Source organism: Atlanticothrix silvestris CENA357, from assembly GCF_016056295.1.
GTDB classification, from domain to species: Bacteria; Cyanobacteriota; Cyanobacteriia; order Cyanobacteriales; family Nostocaceae; genus Atlanticothrix; species Atlanticothrix silvestris.
Genome location: NZ_JAECZB010000090.1, coordinates 1 through 25,763 on the forward strand (window position 1 = coordinate 1; position 25,763 = coordinate 25,763).

Below are 25,763 nucleotides of genomic sequence, written 5' to 3' on the forward strand. Positions count from 1 at the left end.
GCTTCCCCTGCCTCCCCCATGCCCCATCCAAAAATCTGGGAGAGCCTTGCTTGCTGGGCATCTACAGCTTCTGTAAAGGTTTCAGAGGTAAGAATAGCTTGCTGGGGATCAGGAAAACCCATGCGTGCTTCTAAAGTTACTGCATCTCCTGGCTGGAGAGAGACGGTCAAATAACCAGGGCTGTAGAGGTCTTCGCGATCGCCTAGTCCCCGCTGTGTCTCTTCTGGTAAACCATAATTCCAGTACCAAACTGCATCTGCGTGATATTCTCCTTGTGTCCAGCGTAAGTGCCAAGGTGTTCCAAAGCTTCCAGAAATAATTGCTTGCAGACAGACTTGCTGTTGACCGAGCAATTGTGAGAACTGTAAGCCTGGGTTAGCAATTTGCTGATGATGAAAGTCGCGATCGCAGATTAACAGTCGCAGCCTTAAAAGCGCTGTATCACTTCCCTCATAGTGATAGTGCATCAAAATTCGATGGCATAAATGGGAGTGAGACTCTTGACTACCTTCCCAACCATAAGGCATCACCAATTGTCTGCTTAGTTGCCAGTTATCTTCACTCCAAATCCATTTGGGAACTGGGTTAATATCAAAAGAGCGCAGCAGTTTGTAGCCTGTCGGCTCAATTTTACCGTTCCCCCAAAAATTTGTACCTAAAGCTATAACTTTTTTTGACACTTCTAAGCTAGCTTCTAAATGCGACACCAATAGGGTACGTCCAGAAGGGGGATTTGTCGCAGCAAATAACCAACCGTGATAAGTGCGCGTGCGGACATCAGAAACGGTTCCACTGGCAAAACTTCCCAAGCCATTGGTAAGCAACCATTCTCTTGTATCTAAATCAGGCATTTGCTACTCAAAATCGTTATGACTATGATATAGTCGTAACAGATCGTAATCAAACTGTGAGTCAGCGTTGATGGGTGAGTTTTACTTGACCCAAATTCCAGCGCCACTATAACGGATATAAGTTGAAGGAGAATTGAATTAATGTCCCTCACTTACGGAACAGAAGGAAGCCTCCGTGTTGGTCAACAGGCTCCCGATTTTACAGCAACGGCTGTAGTGGATCAGGAATTTAAGACAATTAAACTTTCCGAATATCGCGGTAAGTATGTCGTCCTGTTTTTCTACCCTCTAGACTTTACCTTTGTTTGCCCAACTGAAATCACAGCCTTTAGCGATCGCTACGAAGAATTCAAAAAAATTAACACGGAAGTCCTTGGGGCTTCTGTTGATAGTGAATTCTCCCACCTCGCTTGGATTCAAACTGATCGCAAGTCTGGTGGCGTGGGCGACCTGAATTATCCTCTAGTCTCCGATATTAAGAAAGAGATTAGCGCCGCTTACAACGTCCTTGACCCAGCAGCAGGCATTGCCTTGCGTGGTCTGTTCATCATCGACAAAGATGGTATCATACAGCACGCCACTATCAACAACTTAGCTTTTGGTCGTAGCGTCGATGAAACCCTGCGGACATTGCAAGCAATTCAGTACGTGCAATCTCACCCCGACGAAGTTTGCCCCGCTGGTTGGCAGCCAGGTGATCAGACAATGGTTCCTGATCCTGTGAAGTCCAAAGTATACTTCTCTGCTGTTTAGATTTGATTAGCTAGAAAACTTCCAGCTAATCTATTTGAGTTGAAGGCAGAATTAATCATAACCACAGATAAACACAGGTACACTTTAAAACAGTATTGGCCTCGATGTCTATCTGTGGTTTTTTCATCAACTAAAATTTAAATATATAAATAATTGGTCTTAAAAAACGCGAGAAATCGCATCTCTACATGAAGCTTTTTGGTTTAACTAAACGGTATTCCGACATAACACACACTACAGCTTAACTGAACGGTATTGATATATAGGAATAAAAATATGCTGACTTCAACTGATTTTAGTGGCTTATTGAATGAACGCTTCTTTCGCAATTTTTTACCAATTCCAGCCACAAATCGACTTAGACTAGGAATCGGAACACCAGATTTTCAATTGCCAGATATTACTAATGGAACTTTGGTAAAACTGTCAAATTATAGAGGCAAGCAGCCAGTATTACTAGCCTTTACCCGGATTTTTACTGAAAAGCAATACTGCCCATTTTGTTTTCCTCATATCAAAGCATTGAATGAAAACTATGAGCAATTTAAAAATAGTGGTATAGAAATTTTGATGATTACGAGTACCGATGAACGGCAGAGTCAAATAGTTGTGAAAGATTTAGGCTTAAAAATGCCTTTGTTAAGTGACCCTAGTTGCAGAGTATTTCGTATTTATCAAGTAGGACAAGCGCTGGGAGCGCCCTTGCCAGCACAATTTGTATTAGATAAAGAAGGAAAACTTCTCTATCAGCATTTATTTTCTTTCTTGGATCACAATGCCAGTGTTGAAACATTGTTAGAACAATTCAATCAAGTGTAAATTGATGGTGCAGCAAATTTTATTAGCACCATAGATGGATAGGGAAAAGCTATATAGCCTTTTTTAGTTAATTAAGAATGAATTATGCTGACACTTTATCATACGCCCATTTCTCCTAACTCTCGTCGTGTCTGGATTACATTGCTGGAAAAAGGACTTGATTTTGAACTAATAGAAGTAAAATTGGATGGGGAGCAATTTAAACCAGAATTTTTAGCGCTTAACCCTTTCCACCATATTCCAGTATTGGTAGATGACGACTTTAATGTAGTGGAATCTTTGGCAATTCTGGACTATTTGGAGGCAAAGTATCCCACACCTGCCATGTTGCCAAAAGATGCCAAGGATTTGGCAATTGTGCGGATGGTACAACTAGTAAGTATTAATGAGCTTTTGCCAGCAGCCACAACGTTTCTACCCCAGATGTTAGGCTTGCCTGGAGGAGATCCAGAAAAAATGGAGAAGGCACAGCAAAAAATCGCCAAAGTGCTGAAATTTTTGGAAAATCTTTTAGACGATCGCCCTTATTTTGTCAGTCATAATCTTACTCTTACCGATATTGTGGCTGGAACTATAGTACCTGTGTTACCCAGTATCGGCGTGGCTTTGGGTGAATATCCCAAAATTAATGCTTGGTGCGATCGCTTGATGGCACGTCCATCATGGCAGACTACTCAAGCCACCCCGGAGAGGATGGCAGCTTTTAAGTCTATGATCGCAGCGAGAATGTCATAAAACGTGCCACAACACAATTAAAGTCGCGGCTACTGAATTAAGCAAGCTTCTTTCAAATAGCAGCGACTTCAGTCATCATAATTTTGCGATCGCTTTGGTTATAGCTTGACTTGCTGCAAGTGACTGCGCGGATTGTAGGTACGTATAGCCCTGATTTTTTCATAATATTCTCGCTCTTGCTGGCTGAGTTCCTTTGGTGGGACAATTGCCACCTTCACCAACTGATCACCACGCCCACCCTTCGGTAGAGGCCAACCTTTACCGCGTAAACGCAAAGACTGACCAGAACGCACTCCCGCAGGCAGCTTAACATTCACTGATCCATCAGGTGTGGGTACGTCAATCGAAGCTCCTAAAGTGGCTTCGTCTGGCGTGATTGCTACTTCGCAAACCAGATTATCCCCTTCAATTTGAAAGAACGAATGGGGCTGAAGTTCCACCTTTAAATACAAATCCCCACGTTGTTGAGTCATGGGATTGATTTGACCCTTGCCTCGTATCCGCAGACGAGTACCAGTTTTAGTACCAGCAGGAATACGTACATCAATTGTTTCGTTGCCTAACATAAAGCTTCTTTGTACACCAGCAAACGCTTCAGCAAAAGTTAAAGCGATCGCAGCTTCGCTATCCTGACCAGTCCCAGTACCTACATCTTGAAACCCAAAGTCATTAAATCCACCAAAACCGCTACTTGGTCTACCAGTGGTAGTCCGGTAAGAGTAGCTTTGTTGTCTACCATCAGGAGTAGCACCACCAAAGCGCCCTAATAGCTCATTGATAAATTCATCAAAATTGCCATATTGACTGAAGTCAAAACCACCCATGTCGACACCAGCACCGCCAGAGGGGAAGCCTTCACCAGCTTGTTTCCAATATTGACCAAATTGATCGTACTTTTTACGTTTGTCTGCATCTGACAAAACTTCATAAGCTTCGCCAACTTCTTTAAAACGTGCCTCCGCTTGTTTATTACCTGGGTTGACATCAGGGTGATATTTGCGGGCTAGTTTACGAAATGCTTGTTTAATTTCCTCTGGACTGGCACTCTTGCTAACTCCCAAAATTGCATAATAGTCTTTGAAGTCGGTTGCAGCCATTTACCAGCCTCCTGTAAAAATTTCTGTTATGTTTTTTTCTAAGATGTGAGATTTATTGTTCGCTCGGTATAATACCCAGCTAAAAGACTCTGATTTTAAATTAACAAACAATATAGAAAATCAAGTGTGGTTCCCGCTGAATACAAAAGCGCAATTTCCGTACTTCCAACTTTCAAAGCAGGCGAACTAGGCTATCTAGTCCTTCTGCCAAACTTGGGGGAGCATCCCGCAGTTGACGATGCATCCGCAAGATGATTTCTTCTGGAACTTGGCGATGACGCTTTTTGTTACGTGCTAAACATAGCCAAACAGGCGTGCTTACCCACACCCCTGTAATGTGAGTAAACCCTAAATCACGAGCTAGGGTGATGAGTTCGCGGCGATTGCGTCGTTGAGCATTAGTGGCATCGAAAATTGCTGGTTTACTTGTGGCTATTGCTTGCTGAAATTGTTGCTCAATTTCTCGCCAAATCAACAGCCACGAACCCTGAACCGCTTCCGAACCAAAAAGTTGCCCCCGGATGGCATCTGTAGAAACTAGCTGCATCTGGGGGCATTTTGCCACTAATTGTTTAGCTAAAGTTGACTTACCGCTACCAGGAAGTCCAATCAGTAACAAGAGTTTAATCATGAGTCATGAGTCAAAATATTAACTATTGACCATTGATCATTGACTAAATGACTGTACCATCAGGAATTACAGCATTTTTTAGCACGACGACGATGCCACTGCGAATGTAGAAGCCTTGACTTTCGCGCTCTGCTTCTTGCACGTTATCTTTATTGATAATTTTGACATCATGACCGATGCAGGCATTTTTATCAATGATTGCGCCACGAATGAGTGTATCTGTGCCAATGCCTACGGGTATGTCACCTTTCTCGATATTACATTGGCGTTCTACAGATGCTTGATAAAAGTCTGCACCCATAAGCAAAGATTCTTCAATTACACAGCCAGATTCAATCCGCGATCGCACTCCTAATACAGAATGTTGAATGCGACAATTTTTCAAAATACAACCTTCGCCAACAATAGATTCTGTGATTTGGCAATCTAAAAGCTTAGTAGGAGGTAAATAACGAGCGCGGGTGTAAATTGGAGCGTGTTCATCGTAGAAACTAAAAGGTGGTTGAGGTTGTTGAGTTAGTGTTAAATTTGCATGATAAAACGCCTCGATGGTACCAATATCTTCCCAGTAGTCATCAAACAAGTAAGCTTGGACGTTATAATCTTTTGCCGAATCAGGAATAATCTCTTTGCCGAAATCAGTACTTTCCAGAGATTCTCTGAGCAACTTGAACAACACATCTTTTTTAAAGACGTAAATCCCCATCGAGGCGATGTAAGGTTGTAGTTCGGCTTGTTCTTTTGTTAATCCTAGTACGCTTGTATCGACGCGCATTTGGGTTAAAGCATCGCCTTTGGGTTTTTCGCTAAAGTCAATTACTCTACCGGAATCATCAATTTTCATCAAACCAAAATCTGAGGCGCGGCGCTCATCAATAGGAATGACGGAGAGAGTAATATCAGCACCCGTTTCTCTATGGCGCTGGATAAATTGGCGGTAATCCATGCGGTAGAGGTGATCCCCTGAGAGAATCAGATATTCATCTGCATCCCATTCTTCAAATAGCCACAGGTACTGACGTACAGCATCGGCTGTCCCTTGGAACCAGTTAGGGTTCTCTGGCGTTTGCTGTGCAGCTAACACTTCCACAAATCCTTCATTAAAGCCAGTAAAGTTGTATGTACGGGCGATATGACGATTTAAAGATGCTGAGTTGAATTGTGTCAGGACATAGATTTTGAATATTTCTGAATTGATGCAATTACTAACAGGGATATCTATTAAACGGTACTTACCTGCTACTGGTACTGCTGGTTTTGCGCGGAGTTTGGTTAGCGGATAAAGTCGAGTACCCGCACCACCACCAAGAATGATTGATAATACTTTTTTCACAAAATTTCTCCAGACTGCCTTTCAACTCCCACCTACAGTTTAGGACTGTATGTGGCAGCTGATAAGGGGAGATCGCAGATTCTCAAGGATGAATTTTATAAAATACTGCTGATGATAGATAATGCTGTCACAAAAAAGATGACTAGAACACTTGTATTAATTGATATGAGTAATAGGGTGCGATGCTATACAAATTTGACAACTAAACAATCTCTAAGATCTAAAAACTAGCCTTTTCAAGGTGGGTTAAAAGTTGGTTAAAAAATACTTCTTTTACCTCCTGTCTCTGTGTTCTCAGTGTCTACGGGAAAAATTAGAAAAATGTTTACGAAACTTCTTGAGTGCATGAAAAAAGTAAAATAATGTTACTATACTGTTGCTTGATTGACTAAGTATCTGGTATTTGTTACTGAGTTAATGAATAATTCCTAAAGTCTCAGTTTAAATTTAACTGAGATTTATATTATTGCTCGTCTCTTTAAATGACTTTCAATCAAATGTTCCTGTCCTCTTTTTTAAAAAGTGACAAATGATTTCGGTAGATTTCTAAAAATAAATACTAGAATTGAGGATGGTTGAAATCAAATGCCTAGCAAAGATTTAGTAAAAATAAAATTGGCTGAATTCCAACAGCCTCTGAGATGCTGTAATGTTACTGCCGTTGCTTATGGCTTTACGGCTTTAGGATACCCAACATCAGTTGATGATGTCTTTTATGTAACTAGATTGCCAATTGCTACCGTCTTAGATGATGGCATGACCTTGGCAGAAACCTATGATACTTGTGTTAAATATATTGAAACAGCGGGTTTACCACTATTTGCAAAGGTTGAACATTTTGATAAATCAACAATGACCTTTGATGCATTTGTCAAAGAAATTGAAAGCGCTGTGATGAATGAAAATGACATTCACATTCTCAATTTTAATACCAAAATTGCTCACGGTAATCAGCATTTAGAAGGCGGACATTTTTCCTTATTAGCTGACTATGATTCTACAACCGAAGAATTAACCGTAGCTGATACTAATCCGAAACGATATACACGGTTTTGGAAATGTAATGCAAAACTGATGTATGACGCATGTGTAGACAAAGATTCATCATCAGACCGTTCACGGGGAATGATTATTATCAAAAAGTTGGAAATATAACTTAAATTAAATAACTGATGGTTGGCAGTTGAAAATCTAAATCTTTACAACTGCCAATTAAAATGTATCTATTTTCATTTCTGTAGACAAAAAATTACCAAACTAAAAACTAAACACCTAATTTTCTAGAACCTAACTTATTATTAACCAAACGCAAATTTTGCGATAACTTCAAATACTTCACCCAAGGCTGTTCTGACAACTGAGAAATAGCACTTGGCGAAAGTATTGCTGTGAATATATCCTTATTACTACTCACATCATTAACACCGAAACTTTTTAAAACAGTAGTTGCAGTAGGCTGTAATATTGATTCGGTATGAATGAAGACCTCTAGACCCTGTGCTTCTGGGGCTTGAGCATTATTTAGCGCCATAGCCAGGGCTGGGTCTAGCTTTTGATAATTCATAAATAATTCCTTGGTAAAAAAAGCAGGCGATTCTCAGCTTGCCCTATTACCAAGTTATCAAATTTATAGTTTGCGATCGCCTATCCTGAGTACAAACGTAATATACTCAGATTTCAGTCTAATTACAGATTTACTGCAACTTCTAAATATTGAAATAAGAGGACTTATCATACTTAGATCATCTAAAGTAAGCAATATATTATGTATAAATATATCGCTTACTTACGCTTAACTACAGATTAGCTGCATTAATCAGCCCAAAACCCCACTTATCATCAAATGTTCCTGCTTTTTTGCCGGGAATGGCGCTATTTTTGCGTAGCAAATCTTTCACCGCTTCAGGAGACAGCTTGGAATCACGCTGTAACAGCAATGCTACTAATCCAGTAACGAATGGTGTTGCCATACTCGTACCAGCCATAGCTACAAACTTAGAATTACATGTCATTGAACGATCAAAATTAGCATTACAGGAAAGCGTAGAAATAATCATTGCCCCCGGTGCTGCCACATCAGGCTTTTGAGCATCATTTCGCAGCGGCCCTTCACTACTGAACTCAGAAATAGTGTTTAATTCCAAACCCATTTCTCGCTCTTGGGCATCAATATCTGTGTACTTCACTTTAGTAGTATAGGCAGCAACTGTAATTGCACTATTTGCGGCTCCTGGGGAACCTATCTTCACAGAGTCTTTGACGCTTTTACCTGTAAAAAACACTGCCGATGCATCATCTAGTGCCCATACATCGAGTCGTGTTTCAGATGAAGAAGTATTACGTACCCGCAACTGCCAAATACCCCCTTGTACTGTTGAATTACCTTTGCCACGAATTTGCACGAAGAAATTATGATCCCCATTGGCTTGGTCGGGCCCCGGTGTGACAATTTCGACTTGAGCATCTGGCAAATCGTAATTTTGGGTGGGATTGCCGTCAGTAATAATTTTTTGGAAGGGGGTGACAAAACCATTGGGACTCCGCAGAGAAACTTCCAATTGACTGTTATTGCAATACCAACCGTTTAACCAAACTATGCCTACTTGATTCAAGGGAACATTAAAGCGCATACCACGCATTTTTTGAGAAGGTATCTTCGCTTGACCATGAATATTGTCGTTTCCCTCGTTACCAGCCGCACAGCAAACAATCCGTCCAGGGCCAGATTCGCTGTCAATGATTTTTGATAAAGAATCGCTACCATCATGAGCATCGGCGTGTCCACCCAAGCTGAGATTTACGACTGCGGGTCGTCCCAATTCCCTAGCTACGCGGAAAATATAACGAACAGCATCGGCAATGTGAGCATCTTGTAAATCCGATTTGACAACTACCATTTCTGCTTCTGGTGCGACACCACAATAGGTAGTATCAGCACCGGAGGCGATTCCGGCCACGTGAGTGCCATGACCATCGGTATCTTGAGAAATGGTCATTTGCGCTCCTGTGAATTCAGCCCCGTAACCGCCTTCTGTCACTCCAGGCCCAGGCAGTGTTTGATCCCAAACCCTTAAAATCCGTTCTGCAAAGGCGGGGTGTTGTGCATCAATTCCACTATCGACAATACCGATGATCACTCCTTTACCAGTCAGTCCAGTTTTATTTTTAAAATCTGGCACTTGCACAGCTTTCTGTGCAACGTCCATTCGCAGTTTCAGTTTGCGCGATGGCTTAATGCGCTGGATTGCAGGAACTTCAGATAAAGCATCTAAACCATCTATGGGTAAGAAAGCTGTGCGTACACTCCCTGAATTTTGATTGACTTCAATGCCGTATTGCGACATCTGGCTCAAGTCTGCATCAGAGTCACAGTAGATAAAGACGATACTCTTGGTTGGTTTGACAGGACTTTTAGGAGATATTATACCTAGCGATCGCTTGTGTGTAATTAAAGCTGATGCTCCTCCGCTTTGAAAGTCTTCATAAGCCAATAGCAGCCCAGCAGAAAGTTTTTCGTGTCTCATTTTGACCTCAAATTTAGTTCGTTTGCTACAAGCAAAGCACCGATTTTAGCAAGATAATTTGCTTTGTCACCAATGCAAATATAGTTATCTATTGTTCTAATAGATAATTTAAAATTAACGTTACGAACTTAGGAATAACTTATGAATCCCAGTTCATAATTGCTAATTTATAACTCATTTTCATAAATTGTCTGTGCTACAAAATAATTGTTTATGGCTAGTAAACATCTATGATTAGCCAGATCAAAAACTTAACTATTCTAAGGTTATTAGTAATTTTCACCTGTAATCACTATTTCAGAAATTCTCTTTAGTGATCCAATGCTAAGCTCTAGCATTACGGATAAAGTTCAAGAAAGAAAATTAGTTTTTATTAATTACTTCTTTCCTTATGCCTGTCTTTTGTAATCAAAATAAGAGTTACTTAGTAACAAGTAACACCATTAATAAATAAGACTCATTAATACTGATAACATTTGTATCAAGGGGAGGAAGAGATAGGGAAAGGAGAACTTTTAGACTATGACTGATTCTCTATCACACAAGTATTTGCAACGATCGCTCCTGAAGATATTTAAAAATAATTTATGCAGATTCAAACACCAGACTGGGTTAAGCACGCTGTTTTTTACCAAATTTTTCCAGATCGCTTTGCCAGAAGCAAACAGCCACACAAACGGTTGTTGCATGAAGCTCGTTGGGAAGACTGGGAAGCTATGCCAACACTCCAAGGCTATAAAGGCGGAGATTTGTGGGGCATTATTGAGGAATTAGACTACATCCAAGATTTAGGCATTAACGCTGTTTACTTCACACCCATATTCCAATCGGCTAGCAATCACCGCTATCACACCCACGATTATTATCAGGTTGATCCATTACTCGGTGGTAATGAAGCTTTTAAAGAATTATTAGACGCAGCTCATCAAAGAAATATCAAAGTTGTGTTGGATGGAGTATTTAACCATTCCAGCCGGGGATTTTTCTTTTTCCACGACGTTTTAGAAAATGGCCCCCATTCGCCTTGGGTGAATTGGTTCAAAATTGAAGGCTGGCCTCTTGCACCCTATACTGGTGAATTACCTGCAAACTATGTCGGTTGGGGTGGCAATCGCGCTTTACCAGAATTTAACCACGATAACCCAGAAGTACGGGAATATATTATGGAAATTGCCGAATATTGGCTTAAATTCGGCATCGACGGTTGGCGGTTAGATGTACCATTTGAAATTAAAACTCCAGGCTTTTGGCAAGAGTTTCGCGATCGCGTCAAAGCCGTTAATCCCGAAGCTTATATTGTGGGCGAAGTTTGGGGAGATTCCCGTGAGTGGCTAGATGGTACTCAATTTGACGGAGTGATGAATTATTTATTTGCTGGGCCGACAATCGCCTTTACCGCAGGCGATCGCGTCGTCCTAGAACAAGTGCAAAGCCGCGACTATCAACCCTATCCGCCCTTATTCGCCACCGAGTACGCTAACAAAATTCAAGAACTACTGCAATTTTATCCTTGGGACATTCAACTGACGCAACTGAATTTGCTCGCAAGTCACGATACAGCACGTTTAATTACTATTGCTGGCGGCGACAAACCTAGTGTGGAATTAGCAACTTTACTGTTACTCACATTTCCTGGTGCGCCCAGTATTTACTATGGTGATGAAGTAGGTTTACCTGGCGCTATAGATCCCGACTCGCGTCGCGGCTTTCCTTTAGAAGCAAACTGGGATCAAGAAATTTTCCAAACTCACCGCCAATTAATCGCCCTGCGCCACGCTTACCCCGCTTTGCGTACAGGAGATTACCAAGTTCTCTTTGCTCAAGGACAACTCTACATCTTTGCGCGAACTTTAGGAAAAGAGGAATTAATAATTGCCGTTAATGCTGGTACAGCAGCTACAACAGCAAATATAAATGTTACAAATTTGCATACTCAACCCAACAAGCTTTTATATGGCACTGCGGAAGTTGAGTGGAATGGTGAAGGAGAAACTCAACAACTCACCTTAACTATTCCCGCACGCACAGGCTGCATCTTGAGTGTAGGTTAACGGGGAGCAGGGAGCACAGGAGCAGCACTTCTCTACGAGAGGCTTCGCCAACGGCTACGCTCAGTGACCGGAGCAGAGGAGCAAGAATTTTCCCATGCCCAATACTTCGACCACGCTCAGTACAAGTGCCCCATGCCCCATGCCTTTACTTGCCAGCAACCATTGCCGGCATCAATACTGCATCAATAACGTGAATTACGCCATTATCAGCAAGAATATCTGTCTTTAGAACACTGGCATCATTCACCTTAATAACACCATTAGTAGACTCAATCGCTAAAATCGATCCTTCAAGGGTCTCGGCTTCTTCAATTTGCTCCAAGTCTTCAGCTCTGACATCTCCAAAAGCGATATGATACATCACTATCTTCTTCAGCTTGGGGATGTCTTGCAGCAGTGAATCTAAAGTTCCTTCTGGTAGTCGAGCAAAAGCTTCATCAGTAGGTGCAAAAACTGTAAGAGAATCAGGACTCTTGAGAGTTTCTATCAATTTTGCCGCTTTAGCAGCCTTTATGAGTGTATTGAAATTTCCCGCCTTGACAGCAGTTTCCACAATATCAGCCATGTGATTAGGTTAATTTCTTAACTTACGCTTACAACACACTTATAAAATGGTGACAAGTTACTAGCCTCTATCAAGAGAAAGGTTACTTAATAATTGAGCGTATAGCAGCAGATTTATTTACGCTACGCGGGTCAGTTGTCAGTTGTCAGTTGTTATACCAATTTTATGTGAGATTGCGCTTTATTCTCCCACAGGCTAATTAGCCGCATCTTTATACAGAGATGGTACTAGTAGTCACACCAATTCGCAATTGTGAATGACGCTCCTTCGTCGCTCTAAGCGTAGCTATGCCGCAGGCTTTACGCTGCGAAGATCGCAATTCGCAATTATTAACCCATGCCTAAAGGCGGGGGCTTGAATACTGATACTACGTATTCTTGCTTTTTCTCAATAAATCGAGAGGCTTGTATCCTGAATGAATCAATTATTCAATTACTTTCGCAATTGCGAATTGCGAATTGCGAATTGCGAATTGTTCGGTCAAGGATTTGGCGACAGCGTTGAAATAAAGCCTCCTCAACCGCATCCAAATTTTCAAAGCTGTGATTGGCAATTGGCTCATTCGTAAGAGTCCACAAACGCTCTGCGGGTTGTAATTCAGGTGAGTGTGACAGTAAAAACGACAGATGGATACCGTCTGGTACTTCGACTTGGTCGCTTGTATGCCATCGTGCTTGATCCAAAACTAAAACAGCCTGCTTAGTTTTACCAATATCAAAGTGGCGAGCAAAAATTCATCCAGGCTAAGATGCTCCTCGATTTTGATTCGTTTCGGCATTGCGATCACCCTTTGACTGCACCCTTCTTCTATATTATGGTTGATTGTCCGGACATCATATCAGCATTTGGCACAAAAAAAGAGAGCTTCTGTAATCAGAAGCTCAAACATCAGTATTTGGAATTGTGAACCGAAAATCGCTTTTGTAGTTTTCGTGCAGCACGTTAGTAGCAAAAGAACTGCTGTGAACGCGATTTTTTCTGACTTTGCTTGTCAAAATTTTTAGCATTTCAGCCGTTTTCGAGTTTGGAAAAAACTGGGAACCGTTGGAAATATTTGGGAAATATCGGGAATTTTGAACTTAATGATAATCTAATAAATAGTCCCAAAGATTTAAAACTACTTAAATAATTACGCAATAAGTATACATTTTATTTTGTAGTATGTCCCACTATCAATCAAAAGCTAAGAGCCAAGAAGCAAGGGATTCAGGAGGTAAATTTTTAACAATGTTTCAGCGCCAAATGCTACAAAAAAGTTTACAAGAGGATTTACCGAAATCGTACCATCAACGGATTCAAATCATGTTGTTGGCAGATGAAAGAAAAACTCAAAGGGAAATTTGTCAGATATTGGGTTGTTGTCCCGCCACAGCAAGACATTGGACGCACATAGCCCGCGCTGGGATGGCGCACCAATGGCAAGATTGTCCAATTGGTCGGCCTAAGATAATGAATGAAGAATACTTAGAGCGTTTGCGGGAATTACTTAATAATAGTCCCCGTGATTATGGTTATTCTTTTGGTCGGTGGACAGCAAGCTGGCTTGCGAAACATCTAGCAAAAGAATTTGGGGTTGAGGTAAGCGATCGCCATCTCAAGCGACTGCTCAAACAGATGGGATTATCCACGCTACCAAAACCTAAAAATGCTGAACAAAGGACTAATGAGCAGCCTACGAGTTCCAAAATCTTGATTAGTGACCTCAAATCGGCAGCTATTACAGATAATTCCGAATTTTTACCTATTAACTTTGCAAAATTAGGAAAAGATTTAGACATTTATGGCGCAAGACATATCTGCTCAGTTAGTTTCTCTGCAACAGTTCAACAATACTCTGGGTTATTCTCTTTCGACAGAGGAATTTCAACACTGTCTTGAACAAGTTGAATTTATCAACCCAAAAGTCGGCAAATTCTGGCAAGGAACTGATGCTAAGGCTGGCATATATATTGCGATCGCTGGTAAGGTCAGATTACTAGATAGTGCTGATGAATTAATCGCCACTTTAGAGGCGGGAGACTCATTTGGGGAATTTACCTTGTTTAAGGAGGGTGACTTTAGACCTTACGTTGCGAGAGCTTCAGTCAACTTGCAACTATGCTTTGTTCCCGGTGAAGTGATGTGGCCATTGATGGCTAAATATCCCCAAATTCGGGAGCATTTGTGGGCTAAGGCGCGATCGCGTAACCCCCAACAGCTGGACTTGGATAACATCCCTATGAGGGCAGTTGAGATAAATACGCAGCATGAAACAGATATTGTGTCACAGCTTGCGGATCTGCCACAGGATAAAAAAATTAGCAAAGCCTATTTTCCCAATCCTACTCAACAAGTTGGGCATTTATGGCAACGAGTGACGCGGCGTTATCCGTTTTTTGCCCAACATAGCTCATCTGACTGCGGTGCAGCTTGTTTGGTTATGGTATCTCGTTATTGGGGTAAACATTTTAGTGTCAATCGCTTGCGCGATATTGCCAATGTTGATCGCAATGGCGCATCTTTGCGGGGGTTATTAGCAGCGGCGGAAAGCCTTGGCTTTGCCACACGACCCGTAAAAGCTGGACTTGTGCAATTAGCGAAGCAAAACTTGCCAGCGATTGTGCATTGGGAAGGCAAGCATTACATTGTTGTTTACGAAATTACATCTAAACAGGTGATTGTAGCCGATCCTGCCATTGGTCAACGCACCCTTAGCCACGCCGAATTTAAAGCCAACTGGACTGGTTACACACTGCTGTTGCAACCAACAGCCATGCTCAAGGATACCAAAGAAACATCCACTCCCTTTTGGCAATTCTTTGAGTTGATAAAGCCTCACTCTTTGGTGATGCTAGAAGTGTTTATCGCTTCGCTATTTATCCAGATATTTGGACTGATTACCCCTCTATTTACGCAGTTAATTTTAGACCGAGTGGTAGTGCAGCGTTCTGAACTAACTTTAACCGCCGTAGGGTTAGGATTGCTGATGTTTAACCTGTTTCGAGTGGCGATGACAGGGTTACGGCAATATCTCCTAGACCACACAGCTAATAGAATAGACTTGGCGCTAATTGTGGGGTTTATACGCCATACCCTACGGCTACCTCTAAACTTCTTCGAGTCCCGTTACGTGGGAGATATTATCTCTCGCGTCCAGGAAAACCGCAAAATTCAACGCTTCCTTTCCGGTGAGGCATTATCCATTCTGCTAGATTTACTCACCGTATTTATCTATGTGGGGCTAATGTTTTGGTACAGTTGGCAAATGGCGTTACTAGTGTTATCGATTGTTCCACCTTTCGCCTTGCTGGCCTTGATTGCCACACCTTTCTTACAAAGAATTTCTAGAAAAATCTTTAATTCTGTTGCTGAAGAGGGTAGTTACCTAATTGAAGCTCTAACTGGTATACGGACAGTAAAAGCTACTGCGGTGGAACAAACAGTGCGTTGGCATTGGGAAGAGTTATTAAATAAAGAGATAAAAACTAACTTTTCTGGTCAAGTTATCAGCAATCGTCTGCAAATTTTTAGTAACACAATTCAAGCCCTAATGACTACTGCTTTGCTGTGGTTTGGGGCGTACCAAGTAATTCATAATCAATTAACTATTGGGCAATTAGTAGCATTCAATATGCTGCTAGGGAATATTATTACGCCATTTCAACGTTTAACTATATTGTGGAATCAACTTCAAGAAGTCGTGATTGCTATGGAACGCATTAATGATGTCTTAGATGCAGAACCAGAAGAAGATTTACATCACCAAGCACGGCAGCCTCTACCACAAATTCAAGGACATATTCACTTTCAAAGAGTAACATTTCGCTATCATCCAGAAAGTGATATCAATATCCTGGAAAATCTCAGCTTTGAAGTTCAACCAGGGCAAATGGTGGCTCTAGTAGGACGTAGTGGTTCAGGGAAAACTACCATTTCTAAGTTAATTTTGGGGTTGTACCCTCCTACAGATGGTCAAATTTTGATTGATGGACAAGATATTACCAGTATTTCCTTAAATTCTTTGCGTCAGCAAGTTGGGGTAGTTGACCAAGATACCTTTTTGTTTGGGGGAACGATTCGAGAAAATATTAGCTTAGGACATCCTGGGGCAAGTTTGGCAGAAGTGATCGAGGCAGCAAAAGTAGCAGGTGCTGATGAGTTTATTAAGAAATTACCGATAGGATATGAAACTGAAATTGGTGAAGGTGGGGGATTATTATCTGGTGGACAAAAACAGAGAATAGCTATTGCCAGGGCTTTATTAGGTAATCCCCAATTATTGGTTTTAGATGAGGCAACCTCTCATCTAGATGCCGAATCAGAGAGGATTATCCAGCAAAATTTTAACACAATTCTTAAGGGAAGAACCACTTTAATAATAGCCCATCGTCTTTCCACTATACGGAATGCAGATTTAATTTTGGTACTAGACCGAGGTGTGTTGATTGAAAGTGGAAGTCATGAAGAATTAATGTCGAAGCGAGGACATTATTTCTATCTCAATCAACAACAGCTACCTATAGCAATATGAACAACTAAGACCAAGGAATAAGTAACTAATAATCAGTTACCCAAATAGAAAGCTCAACAATTGTGCCCGTAAAAAATATGCCAATTACAAGATTATTGAATGAACCTGTTAAAAAAACAGTGGGAGACACATCTAATGAAGGAAACTTAGCTTCCCAAATACTAGGTATATCAAATAATAATTGGTCTGATGTTACCAAAGAATCACTTGATGGTTTACCCCAGGTTTGGACAAGAGGATTACTATATTTTTTAGTTATATTCGTGTCTATATTTTTACCTTGGGCAATACTATCTAAAGTAGATGAAACTGGAACAGCAATAGGACGAGCAGAACCTCAAGAAAAGACAGTTAAGCTTGATGCAGCTGTAGCAGGAACTATTGCCGAGATTCGGGTTAAAGAAGGTGATTCAGTTAAAAAAGGGCAAACTTTATTGTTGCTAGAATCGGAATTAGTGAAGGCGGAATTGCAGCAGACACAGGACAAGTTAGAAGGACAATTAAATCGACTCACTCAGTTAAATTCATCTAAAAATCAACTATTAGTTTCATTGGCAACTCAGGAACAGCAAAATCAATTTCAACAGCTAGAGAAACAGGCACAAATTGATCAAGCACGCCAAAATCTGAAGGTAATAGCTAATGCTTATGAATTACATAAAGAAGAAAAAATATCTCAAGTAAATCAGGCTAAACAAACTTTTGAGCAAAGTCAAAAATCTAAAAATTTAAATGAGGTAAGCTTGGCTATTGCTCAACGAGAACTTGAACGTTACCAAAAAGCTTTCAAGGAAGGTATTGCAGCAGAAGTAAATGTTGTAGACAAAGAAGATGCTGTGCAAGAAAGGCTAAAATTATATGAGCAAACAAAGTCAGATATTCAGCAAGCTGAGTTACGTCTATCTGAACAAAAGAGTATTTATGAGCAAAGTATTCGTCAAGCTAAAGCAGATATCGAACAAGCTGATTTGCGACTTAAAGAACAAGAAAGAAGTTATCAAACTTTGACTCGTTCCGGTCAGTTAGCTGCACTAAAAATTGCAGAACAACAGAAAAGTCTAGAAACAGAAATTACTTCACTAAAAGCAGAGATTGCACAAAGCAAAAGACAGATTGAATCATTAAAATTTCAGTTGGGACAACGAGAGATAAAAGCCACTATCAGTGGTACGCTGTTTCAGTTACCAATTGAAACAGCTGGTTCTGTAGTGCAGCCGGGGACAATGTTAGCAGAGATAGCATCGCTAAATTCGCCTTTAATAATTCGGGCAAAAATGGTAACTACTGAAAGTGCTTCTTTGCAGACAGGATTACCAGTAAAAATAAAATTTGATGCTTATCCTTTTCAAGATTATGGGGTTGTATCAGGTGAATTAATAAAAATTTCTTCTACTACTACAGAAATAGATACTCCTAATGGAAAAGCGGCAGCCTATAACTTAGATATTGCCCTAAAACAAAATTGTGTTCAATCTGGTAATAAATGTATTCCTTTACGTCCAGGTGATACCGCAACAGCTGAAGTGATTGTGCGTCAGCGGCGAATTATTGATTTTCTGATTGATCCATTTAAGCAATTGCAACAAGGAGGAGTGAAATTGTAGAAAATATGTAAGGTTTCAACATTCAGCTAATAAGCCATGCTCTCATGTTGAATTTTAATAACCAAATTTCGGATAAATATCATGTCAAAATCTATTACTATTACCAACGAAGATATTCTTCAGGAAATCAAGCTATCCTGCAAAACTCCTGAGATAGTTGAGCAGATTGTTAGCCGCAAAGTGATTATATCTGCTGCTAAAGAAGCTGGTATAGAAGTCGAGACAGAAGAATTGCAAAAAGCAGCAGATTTATTCCGCTTAATAAATAAACTCACCAGTGCTGAAGAGACATGGGCTTGGTTGGAAAAACATAGTTTGTCCTTAGATGATTTTGAAGCAATTGTTTACAGTAGTGTTATTTTCGGAAAATTAAGCCAACATCTGTTCACAGATAAAATCGAACCATACTTCTTTGAAAATCAGTTGGACTACGCTGGCGTGGTGATGTATGAGGTTGTTTTAAATGATGAGGACTTGGCAATAGAACTCTTCTACGCTGTTAAGGAAGGTGAGATGAGTTTCTCTGATGTGGCTCACAAATATATCCAGGATACTGAGTTACGCCGAAAAGGGGGATATCTAGGGATAGTGCGCCGCCAAGATTTAAAGCCGGAGATTTCTGCTGCTGTCTTTGCTGTTACACCGCCTCAGCTTCTCAAACCGATAGTGACTTCTAAGGGATTACATCTAATTTTCGTGGAAGAGATTATCCAGCCAGAATTGGATAACAAACTGCGTAATCAAATTCTCACTAACTTGTTTGATGAGTGGATTAAACAACAAATTCAGCCAGTTGAATTTGTGAAACTTTTTGAGTTAGGTAGTTAGATTAATTGATTGAATTAAAAGTTAAAAACCCTCAATTCTGTTGAGGGTTTTGCTATTAGTCTCAATTACAGCTTTATTGTTGTTGTGAATCACTTCTTAACAATAATGTTACGGTAACAATGGTCCAGGTAGTTCCTCCCTTTATCCTGAGAGAATCGCTTTCTGATACTTCTGTTATCTGATCCAAATAGCTTTCGGAATCAGAAAACAATTCACTTCCGGTGACGGATAGATTATCAATTTTGATTGTAGCCATTGGTTGATCTCCTTTGATACTATGAATTTCTTCAACTAAGGGTTAGTTATTATGTTTCCCAATCCTCGTTAACTACATCTTTATCATGTAATAATTACCATAGCAACTAGATAAATTATTTTTTTAATGACATAAATGTTTTAATATTGACCTTAATATAAAGCATTGAAAAACCCTTCAAATATAATGAGGAGTTTGCTCTTATGGGAGCATCCACTTTTGGAAGAAACACCGGGCGATTGGAAATCGCAGCTGTACAAACTAAACCCACCTTCGTGGGTTTTAGTTTGTATAGCCCCAGACTTTTAATTTGAGGGCGATCCGCCAAAACGGGATGCTCCCGCTCTTATTTTCAACTAGATTTAAAAAAGTATAGTTTAGACTAATACTACAGCAATCCTAAATTAGTTTTGATAAAAAAGACTGGAAAGATGATATAGACATTTACTTTTAATGTCTATATCATCTCACAATTTAACGAACTTCGGCGGGTTTAAGTCCCCGGCTTGTTAGAAGCCGCAAGTTTTGTGGCTCTTGTCTTTATCCCCGTTACAAAACTGTACTTCCTCTCTTCTCTACGAGACGCTCCGCGAAGGTAGCGGTAGCGAGTCTGCGTACTCTCACAGAGAAGCAAGCTACGCTTTTAGCGTCTCGTAGAGAGCGTCCTTCCGACTTCCGACTTCCGACTTCTTTAATTTGGATTGTTATAGTGTTTTAAACATAGTATACAGGTACAGTAGACCAAGTCCGAGGTAGACCGATGCTTGTTCCTCCCTTGATGCTGAGAACATCGCTTTCCGACATTTCTAGCAACTGATCCAAATAGCTTTCGGAATCAGAAAAAAATTCGCTTCCGGTTACATATAGATTATCAATTTTGATTGTAGCCATTGTTTTATTTTCCTGGATATTTTCGATTAATTTGTTCAGATAAGGATTAGTTTATGCATTTTCCAATCCCTTTGTTGCATCTTGGCACTTTTAAAGATCCATCAGCAACTAATACAATAGTTTTTTGATGACAGAATTGTTTCAATATTGGCTGACTCAAAAATAGTAACCACTCTTCATAAAAGTTTAATTTTGTTTCTTATCATAAGCCAATACGGTTCACTTAAGGATAATTATATGTTGGGTTGAGGCAATGCGTTACCCAACAAATCCTTGAAAATGTTGGGTTTCGTCCCTCAATCCAACCTACGCGATTTAAGGTTTTTAGTTCTAACTGAACGGTATTGTATTATCATCTGAGGCTACCAACAAATAAAAATTTGGCAGCCCAGATTAGATTAATTCATCTTTCTCAAAGGTCATGTTAAACAATCACTCAATACAGCTTTTGACATTGCTGCTTGATTTTTGTTTACGTAACAATCGCGAACCTGTAATGAAAATGCCAAAAGCTAGCATACTTGCTGCATAACTAGATTCAGGGACAGAAATACGAACAACCTCACCTTGTCCTGAAAAATAACCTTGGTTTGATACATATATATCACCGTTAGAACCAAGGGCTAAAGCAGTAGGGAAAAATAATCCGTCACTAGCAATAGTTGTGCGATCGCCATCAGGATTTACATATATCAAAGCACCAGTCGGAATAACATCAGGAGACAGTAAGGAAGTAGAAGCTAATTCTAAGACATATAAACCACCCTTATCATCGAAAGCAATATCTATTATTTGTGTGAACCCATCAGCGTAAACCACAGGCTGATTATCAGGGCCAATTTTAAAGATCCGTGCAGCATTATCTGGATAAGGATATCCGGTAAACTCACCCACATATAATTCACCATCAGGGCCAGTTGCGATCGCAGTGGGTACTGATTGCATTCCAATAGTTTCACCCGTAGCTGGGTCAGTTACAGGTCGTTGAGGAAATATAGAGACCGCAGCCAGATCACTCCCATCAGTTTTTACTTTGAAAAGATCGTTTCCCGCTGCATCAACTACATAAGCAGTATCTCCCTGAATCAGGAAAGTATAAGGGTTGCTATCAATGCCATTCTGATAAGGATTATAAATGCTCGAACCTGTATCATCAGGATTGTATAAGCCCTCATAAGCCGCTAGATCAGCTAGCCTTGTCCATGAAGACCCACCGTTAAGCTGATCAATTTTAAGGAGTTGTCCAAAGTCAGGAATTTTCAGTACATTATCGCGTTGGTCTGGAGATGAACCCAAACCAACAACTACATAAGCCTTGCCATCTGAATCAAATTGTATATCATGAGGGCCAGTGGCATCAAAACTCACAGGTATTTGTGGATTGGATAGTGCAAGTGATGGTAGACCTGTAACTACACGCTCTTGTGTGCCATTTTGAATCCTTGTCACAGCACCGGTCGCTCCATAACACATGACATCGATTCCTCCAGGTGCGGGAATGCAGGCTCCTCTACCTCCTGTACCCGCTTCCGTAACGTAGAGAGATCCATCAGGAGCAAAGGTAAGCCCCCGTGGGCCATCAAGACCACTGGCTATAACACTTAAGCTTGCTGCATCTGAAGCTTCTCCAACTCCAAGAGCAATAAATACTGCTCCTGTAGCAGCTATCAACAACTTTTTCAGCATTTTTTTTAGTATCCTTTGGAATGAAAATTTTATGCGTAAGTCCTATTAGCCAAAGTCAATTCAAAAGCTTATAAATATCCTCAGAATTAGCATTCAAATAAACACGCTCCAAATCAATTTCCAAAGCAGAAAATTGCTCAATTATAGCCTGCATTCTCCCCTCAATTGATTCATTTCCTTGATACCAAGCTTCCAGCAACCCATTCGCCACAATCTGACAACGGTTCATCCCAAAGCTTTCCTGAACAGCAAATTTTTGGTCTGGTTCTTCTGCTAACCCTAATCCTGGTGCTAGCTGCTTGGTAAATAAAGGAATTTCTGACTTAAAATGCAATTGGTGTTCTTGATAAACAGTTTTTAAGACTTTCCTAACAACTTCATAGTCTCTCTTGTCAAAGTAAAGCACCCCTGAATCGTAGCGTTGGTATTCCTTGGGGTTATACAAAACCTTAAAGCTGAAGGGAATTGCCAACTCATTCAGTCTTTGTGTCAAACTCCCCATCACTGCAACAGCACCTTCAGGAGTTATATTGATATAAATTCGTACAGTTACAGGCTGAATTTTCACATCTTCAATATGACTGAAGCCTGCATTACCAACGGCCATGTAAAAGCCATTTTGCACTCGATTCTTCGGCATCTTGATAGCCACAGAATCACCTACTACAACTGCTACTTCAGTAGATTGAAGATGCTTATTCCGTTGAATATGCAGCCTCAAACCGCCTTTAGTCACGGCTAAACTGGCATCACTTTCTTCTTTAATAACAGACCAACCAGAATCAAAATAACCCTCTCCAAAATTACTTTCATGCAATCGCTTATAAAACCCTACATCTACCCCTAAAACAGTATTATTCTCCAAATCTAGAGGCAAACCATTTCCCTCTCCATCTAGTGCCAAGGTACTTTGCATAGAACCGTTGTAATAGATACCGTAAAGAAAACTCCGCAATTGCAGACTTAGATATTTCTTTTGCATCTGGTTGGGCATCTTCTGAAAACGTTCAACTGCCTCAAATGGTAATTCCAAAGGTTTGTAATCTGGATGGTGGATGGAGAAATCAGATTTTATCTCAATTTTATGAGCAATATCTTGCAGAACATCCAGTAATTGCCCAGTTAAACCAGTCTCTAATAATTGCATAATTATTTTAGTAAGCTAATGAGCATTTAAGTTGCATAAGGGCAGGGCTGAAGTCATTATTACAAGCGAATCGTCTTGGAAAAATGAATGACGATTAGCTTAATAACAAAATGATTTAAACAGCAGAACTACTCATCTGAGTTAATTCAACAGCAGCAGCACCAAAAATTGTTGGCATCGATTGTACAGGACGGCTTAATAACGTCTTCGCAACCTGAAGCATAGCAATGCCCATGTTCCCAAAAGATTTTTGATATTGAATCATTGCCTGAATCTGTTGAATAAAAGCAAAACCAGTAAATTGCACCACCCTCTGCAAGAAATTAGGGCGGTGTTTGATAATTTCTGGAAAAGTGTTTAAATAAGCTTGGGTTAAAGCACCAATTGAAGGTTGAAGTAGTTCTAAAGGTGTTATTGCCAAGCGTAGAGACTCTTCAATACTCAAAGAACTACTGATAACTAAGCTACCCAGCCAGATTTGTACATAGCTGCCAATAAGTGTTCCCAAATCAAATGCTGGATCTCCCCAAGCCGAGCGTTCCCAATCAATTAGCCGGACAATATTGTTACTGGAATCCTGCCAATCTTTGTACAGAAGAATATTACTTAGTTTCAAATCATTGTGGGTGAGACAAGAGGGTGTTACAGCATTACCTAATTCTGCGATCGCCTGTCCTAAGCTATCATAACGTTGATATAGAGCAAAAAATTTTAACCCATCCCCAGGAACTAGACCAAAAATTTCCGGTTCAACCCGTTCTAATCCGCGAACTAAATGTGATACTTGATCAGCCATTAAATTATCGGAATTTTTAGAAAAAAATTCCTCATATTCTTGGCGGTTGAAAGTGTCACGATGGATAGTACCTAAAATAGTGCCAATTTTCCTAGCGATTTCTGTAGAAAAGCTCTTTCTCTTGGTGTAGAAATCCATTAAATCCCAATAATCATCCAGATATCTAAAGACAATAATGGAATTTTCGACATCAAAATGCAGCACCTCTGGCAAAAAGGAGCGGTAGTTATCAAGGTTGGGAAATCGTTGTAAAAACTCTTGAATTCGCCACTCACTTAAAAATTCACCAGCCGCTTTCCCTTGTTGATTGTATAGTTCTTGCTTCACAAGCAGCTTGCGACCATTTATAAAAGTCAGTAATAAGTTAAAGTTTTTGGCTGCAACTGGTTCTATCTTGGTGGGAAATTGCTCGGAGTGATTGCATAACTCCTTTTCAACTAAATAATCAAAAACATTATGGTAATTTAGAATAAATGTCATAAAGCTTGATTGTATTAATTTAGCTTGTTAATTTTAGGTAATAGTAGAATCATCTGACTATATTTGCAAGCTTTTGGATCTAATTAGATAAAAAATACATGACAAATTAGTGCTTTAAATAAAACATTTATGTCCCTATAAAATTACTATAAATAAATCGTTACAAATAAAGTTAACTAGGGGAGCATCCCACTTTTTCAATAAATACCCTAGAAGGGTATTGCTACACGAACAAAGCCTGCAAAGGCAGGCTTTGTTCGTGTAGCGTTCCGAAAGGAAAGGCAGGCTTCGTAGTAGCCCCAGGCTTATAGCCTGTGGGCATTTTAAAAACTGGGATGCACCCGTTAACTAGTGAGGGTCATCAAAAGAGGCAGGGGAGCAGGGAGCGCTTAGCAGGGGGAAGGATTGGACGGAGCTTGTACCCCGACCAATCAGAACGTCTTAGGAAGACGGGGCTTGATACCCATGTTCCGCTCTACTCCACGGCTTTGGGCAGGGCTTGCTCCCCCTGCTCCCTGCTCCTCTGCTTCTTGGTCAGTAGTCAGTGATAATCGCTTGATGTTTTATAAAAATCCTCTGATATTTCTACTTATCCTTACTCCATCTAGTGCCAATGTACATGGTAAGTAAGTCGGTGAGAATAAATCAAACTATATTAACTAATATAAAGTTAGCTAAATTTATCTCGTAGTAAGGGCTTTAGCCCTTTTCTTAGGACTAAAGTCCTTACCCTACGGGTGACGCTCAATGACTCTCTAACGCTACGAAGATCGTTAGTCGCTCATGGGGAGCCACTGCGGTGGACGGGTTCCCAAGGCACTCCGTTGGGCGGCTATGCCGACTTGAAGGAAGTGCCGCCGGCATAAAGCAAGTGGCGTGGAAACCCCCTTGGCGCTAGCCTCTCCCTTTGGGAGAAGACCGCGCTAACTCACTACAAACATTGAATTTTTCACGCCGTTCTACTTAATCCTAAAGTTCGTACAGCAGCAGATTTATTCAGTACTGTTAAACTGGGGAATGACCCCAATAACCACCGACTATGCTAAAGCGTTCTAAGTTCGAGACAACCCAGTCTCAAATTATGCATCGTGCCGAGGATTTGATTAGTGCAGCTTCAAATCGCTATCGCATCACAGTTCAGGTGGCAAATCGTGCCAAACGTCGGCGTTACGAAGACTTTGATAGTCCTGCGGAAGATGTGATGAT

At 40.5% G+C, this 25,763-nt stretch carries 22 protein-coding genes and 1 pseudogene; 10 read left to right on the top strand and 13 right to left on the bottom strand.

Annotated elements, in window-relative coordinates; genetic code table 11:
* Positions 1 to 851 (bottom strand): glycogen debranching enzyme N-terminal domain-containing protein (locus tag I8751_RS22040; RefSeq protein WP_214441234.1); only part of this gene is annotated, 851 nt, incomplete at its 3' end.
* Positions 852 to 992: 141 nt separating this feature from the next.
* Here I8751_RS22040 and I8751_RS22045 point away from each other — a divergent pair.
* From I8751_RS22045 to I8751_RS22055, 3 genes are all read left to right on the top strand, one after another.
* Entirely contained in the window at positions 993 to 1,604 is a 612-nt protein-coding gene (locus I8751_RS22045) for a peroxiredoxin (RefSeq protein ID WP_214441235.1), read from the top strand.
* Between the two features lie 276 nt (positions 1,605 to 1,880).
* Positions 1,881 to 2,423 carry a peroxiredoxin family protein gene (locus I8751_RS22050; protein WP_214441236.1) on the top strand — a complete coding sequence of 181 codons (543 nt, stop codon included), beginning with the start codon at positions 1,881 to 1,883 and terminating at the stop codon, positions 2,421 to 2,423.
* 84 nt (positions 2,424 to 2,507) lie between these two features.
* Complete coding sequence (locus I8751_RS22055) at positions 2,508 to 3,158, top strand: glutathione S-transferase family protein (RefSeq protein ID WP_214441237.1); 651 nt, start codon at positions 2,508 to 2,510, stop codon at positions 3,156 to 3,158.
* Positions 3,159 to 3,256: 98 nt separating this feature from the next.
* Here I8751_RS22055 and I8751_RS22060 read toward each other — a convergent pair whose 3' ends face one another.
* The 3 genes from I8751_RS22060 to I8751_RS22070 form a co-directional block, all read right to left on the bottom strand.
* Complete coding sequence (locus tag I8751_RS22060; RefSeq protein WP_214441238.1) at positions 3,257 to 4,255, bottom strand: DnaJ C-terminal domain-containing protein; 999 nt, start codon at positions 4,253 to 4,255, stop codon at positions 3,257 to 3,259.
* Positions 4,256 to 4,427: 172 nt separating this feature from the next.
* Positions 4,428 to 4,886 carry an AAA family ATPase gene (locus I8751_RS22065; RefSeq protein ID WP_214441239.1) on the bottom strand — a complete coding sequence of 153 codons (459 nt, stop codon included), beginning with the start codon at positions 4,884 to 4,886 and terminating at the stop codon, positions 4,428 to 4,430.
* 43 nt (positions 4,887 to 4,929) lie between these two features.
* Positions 4,930 to 6,219 (bottom strand): glucose-1-phosphate adenylyltransferase, encoded by a 1,290-nt coding sequence (locus tag I8751_RS22070; RefSeq protein WP_214441240.1) that lies wholly within the window; start codon positions 6,217 to 6,219, stop codon positions 4,930 to 4,932.
* 615 nt (positions 6,220 to 6,834) lie between these two features.
* Here I8751_RS22070 and I8751_RS22075 point away from each other — a divergent pair.
* Complete coding sequence (locus tag I8751_RS22075; protein ID WP_225894334.1) at positions 6,835 to 7,374, top strand: phytochelatin synthase family protein; 540 nt, start codon at positions 6,835 to 6,837, stop codon at positions 7,372 to 7,374.
* 109 nt (positions 7,375 to 7,483) lie between these two features.
* Here I8751_RS22075 and I8751_RS22080 read toward each other — a convergent pair whose 3' ends face one another.
* Together I8751_RS22080 and I8751_RS22085 are read right to left on the bottom strand one after the other, a co-directional pair.
* Entirely contained in the window at positions 7,484 to 7,783 is a 300-nt protein-coding gene (locus tag I8751_RS22080; protein ID WP_214441242.1) for a hypothetical protein, read from the bottom strand.
* 232 nt (positions 7,784 to 8,015) lie between these two features.
* On the bottom strand, positions 8,016 to 9,743 hold the full coding sequence (locus I8751_RS22085) for a S8 family peptidase (protein WP_214441243.1): 1,728 nt from the start codon (positions 9,741 to 9,743) through the stop codon (positions 8,016 to 8,018).
* Between the two features lie 587 nt (positions 9,744 to 10,330).
* Here I8751_RS22085 and I8751_RS22090 point away from each other — a divergent pair.
* The gene (locus I8751_RS22090) at positions 10,331 to 11,794 is read left to right on the top strand and encodes a glycoside hydrolase family 13 protein (protein ID WP_214441244.1); all 1,464 of its coding nucleotides are present in this window, start codon (positions 10,331 to 10,333) and stop codon (positions 11,792 to 11,794) included.
* Positions 11,795 to 11,939: 145 nt separating this feature from the next.
* Here the strand turns inward: I8751_RS22090 and I8751_RS22095 are convergent, their stop codons facing one another.
* On the bottom strand, positions 11,940 to 12,359 hold the full coding sequence (locus tag I8751_RS22095; protein WP_214441245.1) for a fasciclin domain-containing protein: 420 nt from the start codon (positions 12,357 to 12,359) through the stop codon (positions 11,940 to 11,942).
* 428 nt (positions 12,360 to 12,787) lie between these two features.
* A pseudogene (locus I8751_RS22100) lies at positions 12,788 to 13,090 on the bottom strand (transposase); the annotation flags it as partial.
* Between the two features lie 496 nt (positions 13,091 to 13,586).
* Here I8751_RS22100 and I8751_RS22105 point away from each other — a divergent pair.
* From I8751_RS22105 to I8751_RS22120, 4 genes are all read left to right on the top strand, one after another.
* Positions 13,587 to 14,237, top strand: coding sequence for a helix-turn-helix domain-containing protein (locus tag I8751_RS22105; protein WP_404800448.1), 651 nt, complete (start codon positions 13,587 to 13,589; stop codon positions 14,235 to 14,237).
* Complete coding sequence (locus tag I8751_RS22110) at positions 14,140 to 16,869, top strand: peptidase domain-containing ABC transporter (RefSeq protein ID WP_214441248.1); 2,730 nt, start codon at positions 14,140 to 14,142, stop codon at positions 16,867 to 16,869. Before I8751_RS22105 ends, I8751_RS22110 begins: the two co-directional genes overlap by 98 nt.
* A gap of 77 nt (positions 16,870 to 16,946) precedes the next feature.
* On the top strand, positions 16,947 to 18,473 hold the full coding sequence (locus tag I8751_RS22115) for an HlyD family efflux transporter periplasmic adaptor subunit (protein WP_214441249.1): 1,527 nt from the start codon (positions 16,947 to 16,949) through the stop codon (positions 18,471 to 18,473).
* An 81-nt stretch (positions 18,474 to 18,554) separates the two neighbouring features.
* Positions 18,555 to 19,301 (top strand): peptidylprolyl isomerase, encoded by a 747-nt coding sequence (locus tag I8751_RS22120; protein ID WP_214441250.1) that lies wholly within the window; start codon positions 18,555 to 18,557, stop codon positions 19,299 to 19,301.
* Positions 19,302 to 19,374: 73 nt separating this feature from the next.
* On the opposite strand, the gene I8751_RS22125 is transcribed toward I8751_RS22120, so the two are convergent.
* The 5 genes from I8751_RS22125 to I8751_RS22145 all read right to left on the bottom strand — a co-directional run bounded on the left by I8751_RS22125 (position 19,375) and on the right by I8751_RS22145 (position 24,557).
* Positions 19,375 to 19,557 carry a hypothetical protein gene (locus tag I8751_RS22125; protein ID WP_214441251.1) on the bottom strand — a complete coding sequence of 61 codons (183 nt, stop codon included), beginning with the start codon at positions 19,555 to 19,557 and terminating at the stop codon, positions 19,375 to 19,377.
* A gap of 714 nt (positions 19,558 to 20,271) precedes the next feature.
* The gene (locus tag I8751_RS22130) at positions 20,272 to 20,448 is read right to left on the bottom strand and encodes a hypothetical protein (RefSeq protein ID WP_214441252.1); all 177 of its coding nucleotides are present in this window, start codon (positions 20,446 to 20,448) and stop codon (positions 20,272 to 20,274) included.
* A gap of 432 nt (positions 20,449 to 20,880) precedes the next feature.
* The gene (locus I8751_RS22135; protein WP_214441253.1) at positions 20,881 to 22,134 is read right to left on the bottom strand and encodes a ScyD/ScyE family protein; all 1,254 of its coding nucleotides are present in this window, start codon (positions 22,132 to 22,134) and stop codon (positions 20,881 to 20,883) included.
* Positions 22,135 to 22,189: 55 nt separating this feature from the next.
* The gene (locus I8751_RS22140) at positions 22,190 to 23,281 is read right to left on the bottom strand and encodes a T3SS effector HopA1 family protein (RefSeq protein ID WP_214441254.1); all 1,092 of its coding nucleotides are present in this window, start codon (positions 23,279 to 23,281) and stop codon (positions 22,190 to 22,192) included.
* Positions 23,282 to 23,396: 115 nt separating this feature from the next.
* On the bottom strand, positions 23,397 to 24,557 hold the full coding sequence (locus I8751_RS22145) for a phosphotransferase family protein (protein WP_214441255.1): 1,161 nt from the start codon (positions 24,555 to 24,557) through the stop codon (positions 23,397 to 23,399).
* A gap of 1,039 nt (positions 24,558 to 25,596) precedes the next feature.
* Here I8751_RS22145 and I8751_RS22150 point away from each other — a divergent pair.
* On the top strand, positions 25,597 to 25,763 hold a 167-nt coding region (locus I8751_RS22150), incomplete at its 3' end, for a DNA-directed RNA polymerase subunit omega (protein ID WP_214441256.1).

Excerpts from the sequence above, each read along its gene's own strand:
- I8751_RS22045 (WP_214441235.1), top strand. The coding sequence starts at position 993 with ATGTCCCTCACTTACGGAACAGAAGGAAGCCTCCGTGTTGGTCAACAG.
- I8751_RS22050 (WP_214441236.1), top strand. The coding sequence starts at position 1,881 with ATGCTGACTTCAACTGATTTTAGTGGCTTATTGAATGAACGCTTCTTT.
- I8751_RS22055 (WP_214441237.1), top strand. The coding sequence starts at position 2,508 with ATGCTGACACTTTATCATACGCCCATTTCTCCTAACTCTCGTCGTGTC.
- I8751_RS22060 (WP_214441238.1), bottom strand. The coding sequence starts at position 4,255 with ATGGCTGCAACCGACTTCAAAGACTATTATGCAATTTTGGGAGTTAGC.
- I8751_RS22065 (WP_214441239.1), bottom strand. The coding sequence starts at position 4,886 with ATGATTAAACTCTTGTTACTGATTGGACTTCCTGGTAGCGGTAAGTCA.
- I8751_RS22080 (WP_214441242.1), bottom strand. The coding sequence starts at position 7,783 with ATGAATTATCAAAAGCTAGACCCAGCCCTGGCTATGGCGCTAAATAAT.
- I8751_RS22085 (WP_214441243.1), bottom strand. The coding sequence starts at position 9,743 with ATGAGACACGAAAAACTTTCTGCTGGGCTGCTATTGGCTTATGAAGAC.
- I8751_RS22090 (WP_214441244.1), top strand. The coding sequence starts at position 10,331 with ATGCAGATTCAAACACCAGACTGGGTTAAGCACGCTGTTTTTTACCAA.
- I8751_RS22095 (WP_214441245.1), bottom strand. The coding sequence starts at position 12,359 with ATGGCTGATATTGTGGAAACTGCTGTCAAGGCGGGAAATTTCAATACA.
- I8751_RS22105 (WP_404800448.1), top strand. The coding sequence starts at position 13,587 with ATGTTTCAGCGCCAAATGCTACAAAAAAGTTTACAAGAGGATTTACCG.
- I8751_RS22110 (WP_214441248.1), top strand. The coding sequence starts at position 14,140 with ATGGCGCAAGACATATCTGCTCAGTTAGTTTCTCTGCAACAGTTCAAC.
- I8751_RS22115 (WP_214441249.1), top strand. The coding sequence starts at position 16,947 with ATGCCAATTACAAGATTATTGAATGAACCTGTTAAAAAAACAGTGGGA.
- I8751_RS22120 (WP_214441250.1), top strand. The coding sequence starts at position 18,555 with ATGTCAAAATCTATTACTATTACCAACGAAGATATTCTTCAGGAAATC.
- I8751_RS22125 (WP_214441251.1), bottom strand. The coding sequence starts at position 19,557 with ATGGCTACAATCAAAATTGATAATCTATCCGTCACCGGAAGTGAATTG.
- I8751_RS22130 (WP_214441252.1), bottom strand. The coding sequence starts at position 20,448 with ATGGCTACAATCAAAATTGATAATCTATATGTAACCGGAAGCGAATTT.
- I8751_RS22135 (WP_214441253.1), bottom strand. The coding sequence starts at position 22,134 with ATGCTGAAAAAGTTGTTGATAGCTGCTACAGGAGCAGTATTTATTGCT.
- I8751_RS22140 (WP_214441254.1), bottom strand. The coding sequence starts at position 23,281 with ATGCAATTATTAGAGACTGGTTTAACTGGGCAATTACTGGATGTTCTG.
- I8751_RS22145 (WP_214441255.1), bottom strand. The coding sequence starts at position 24,557 with ATGACATTTATTCTAAATTACCATAATGTTTTTGATTATTTAGTTGAA.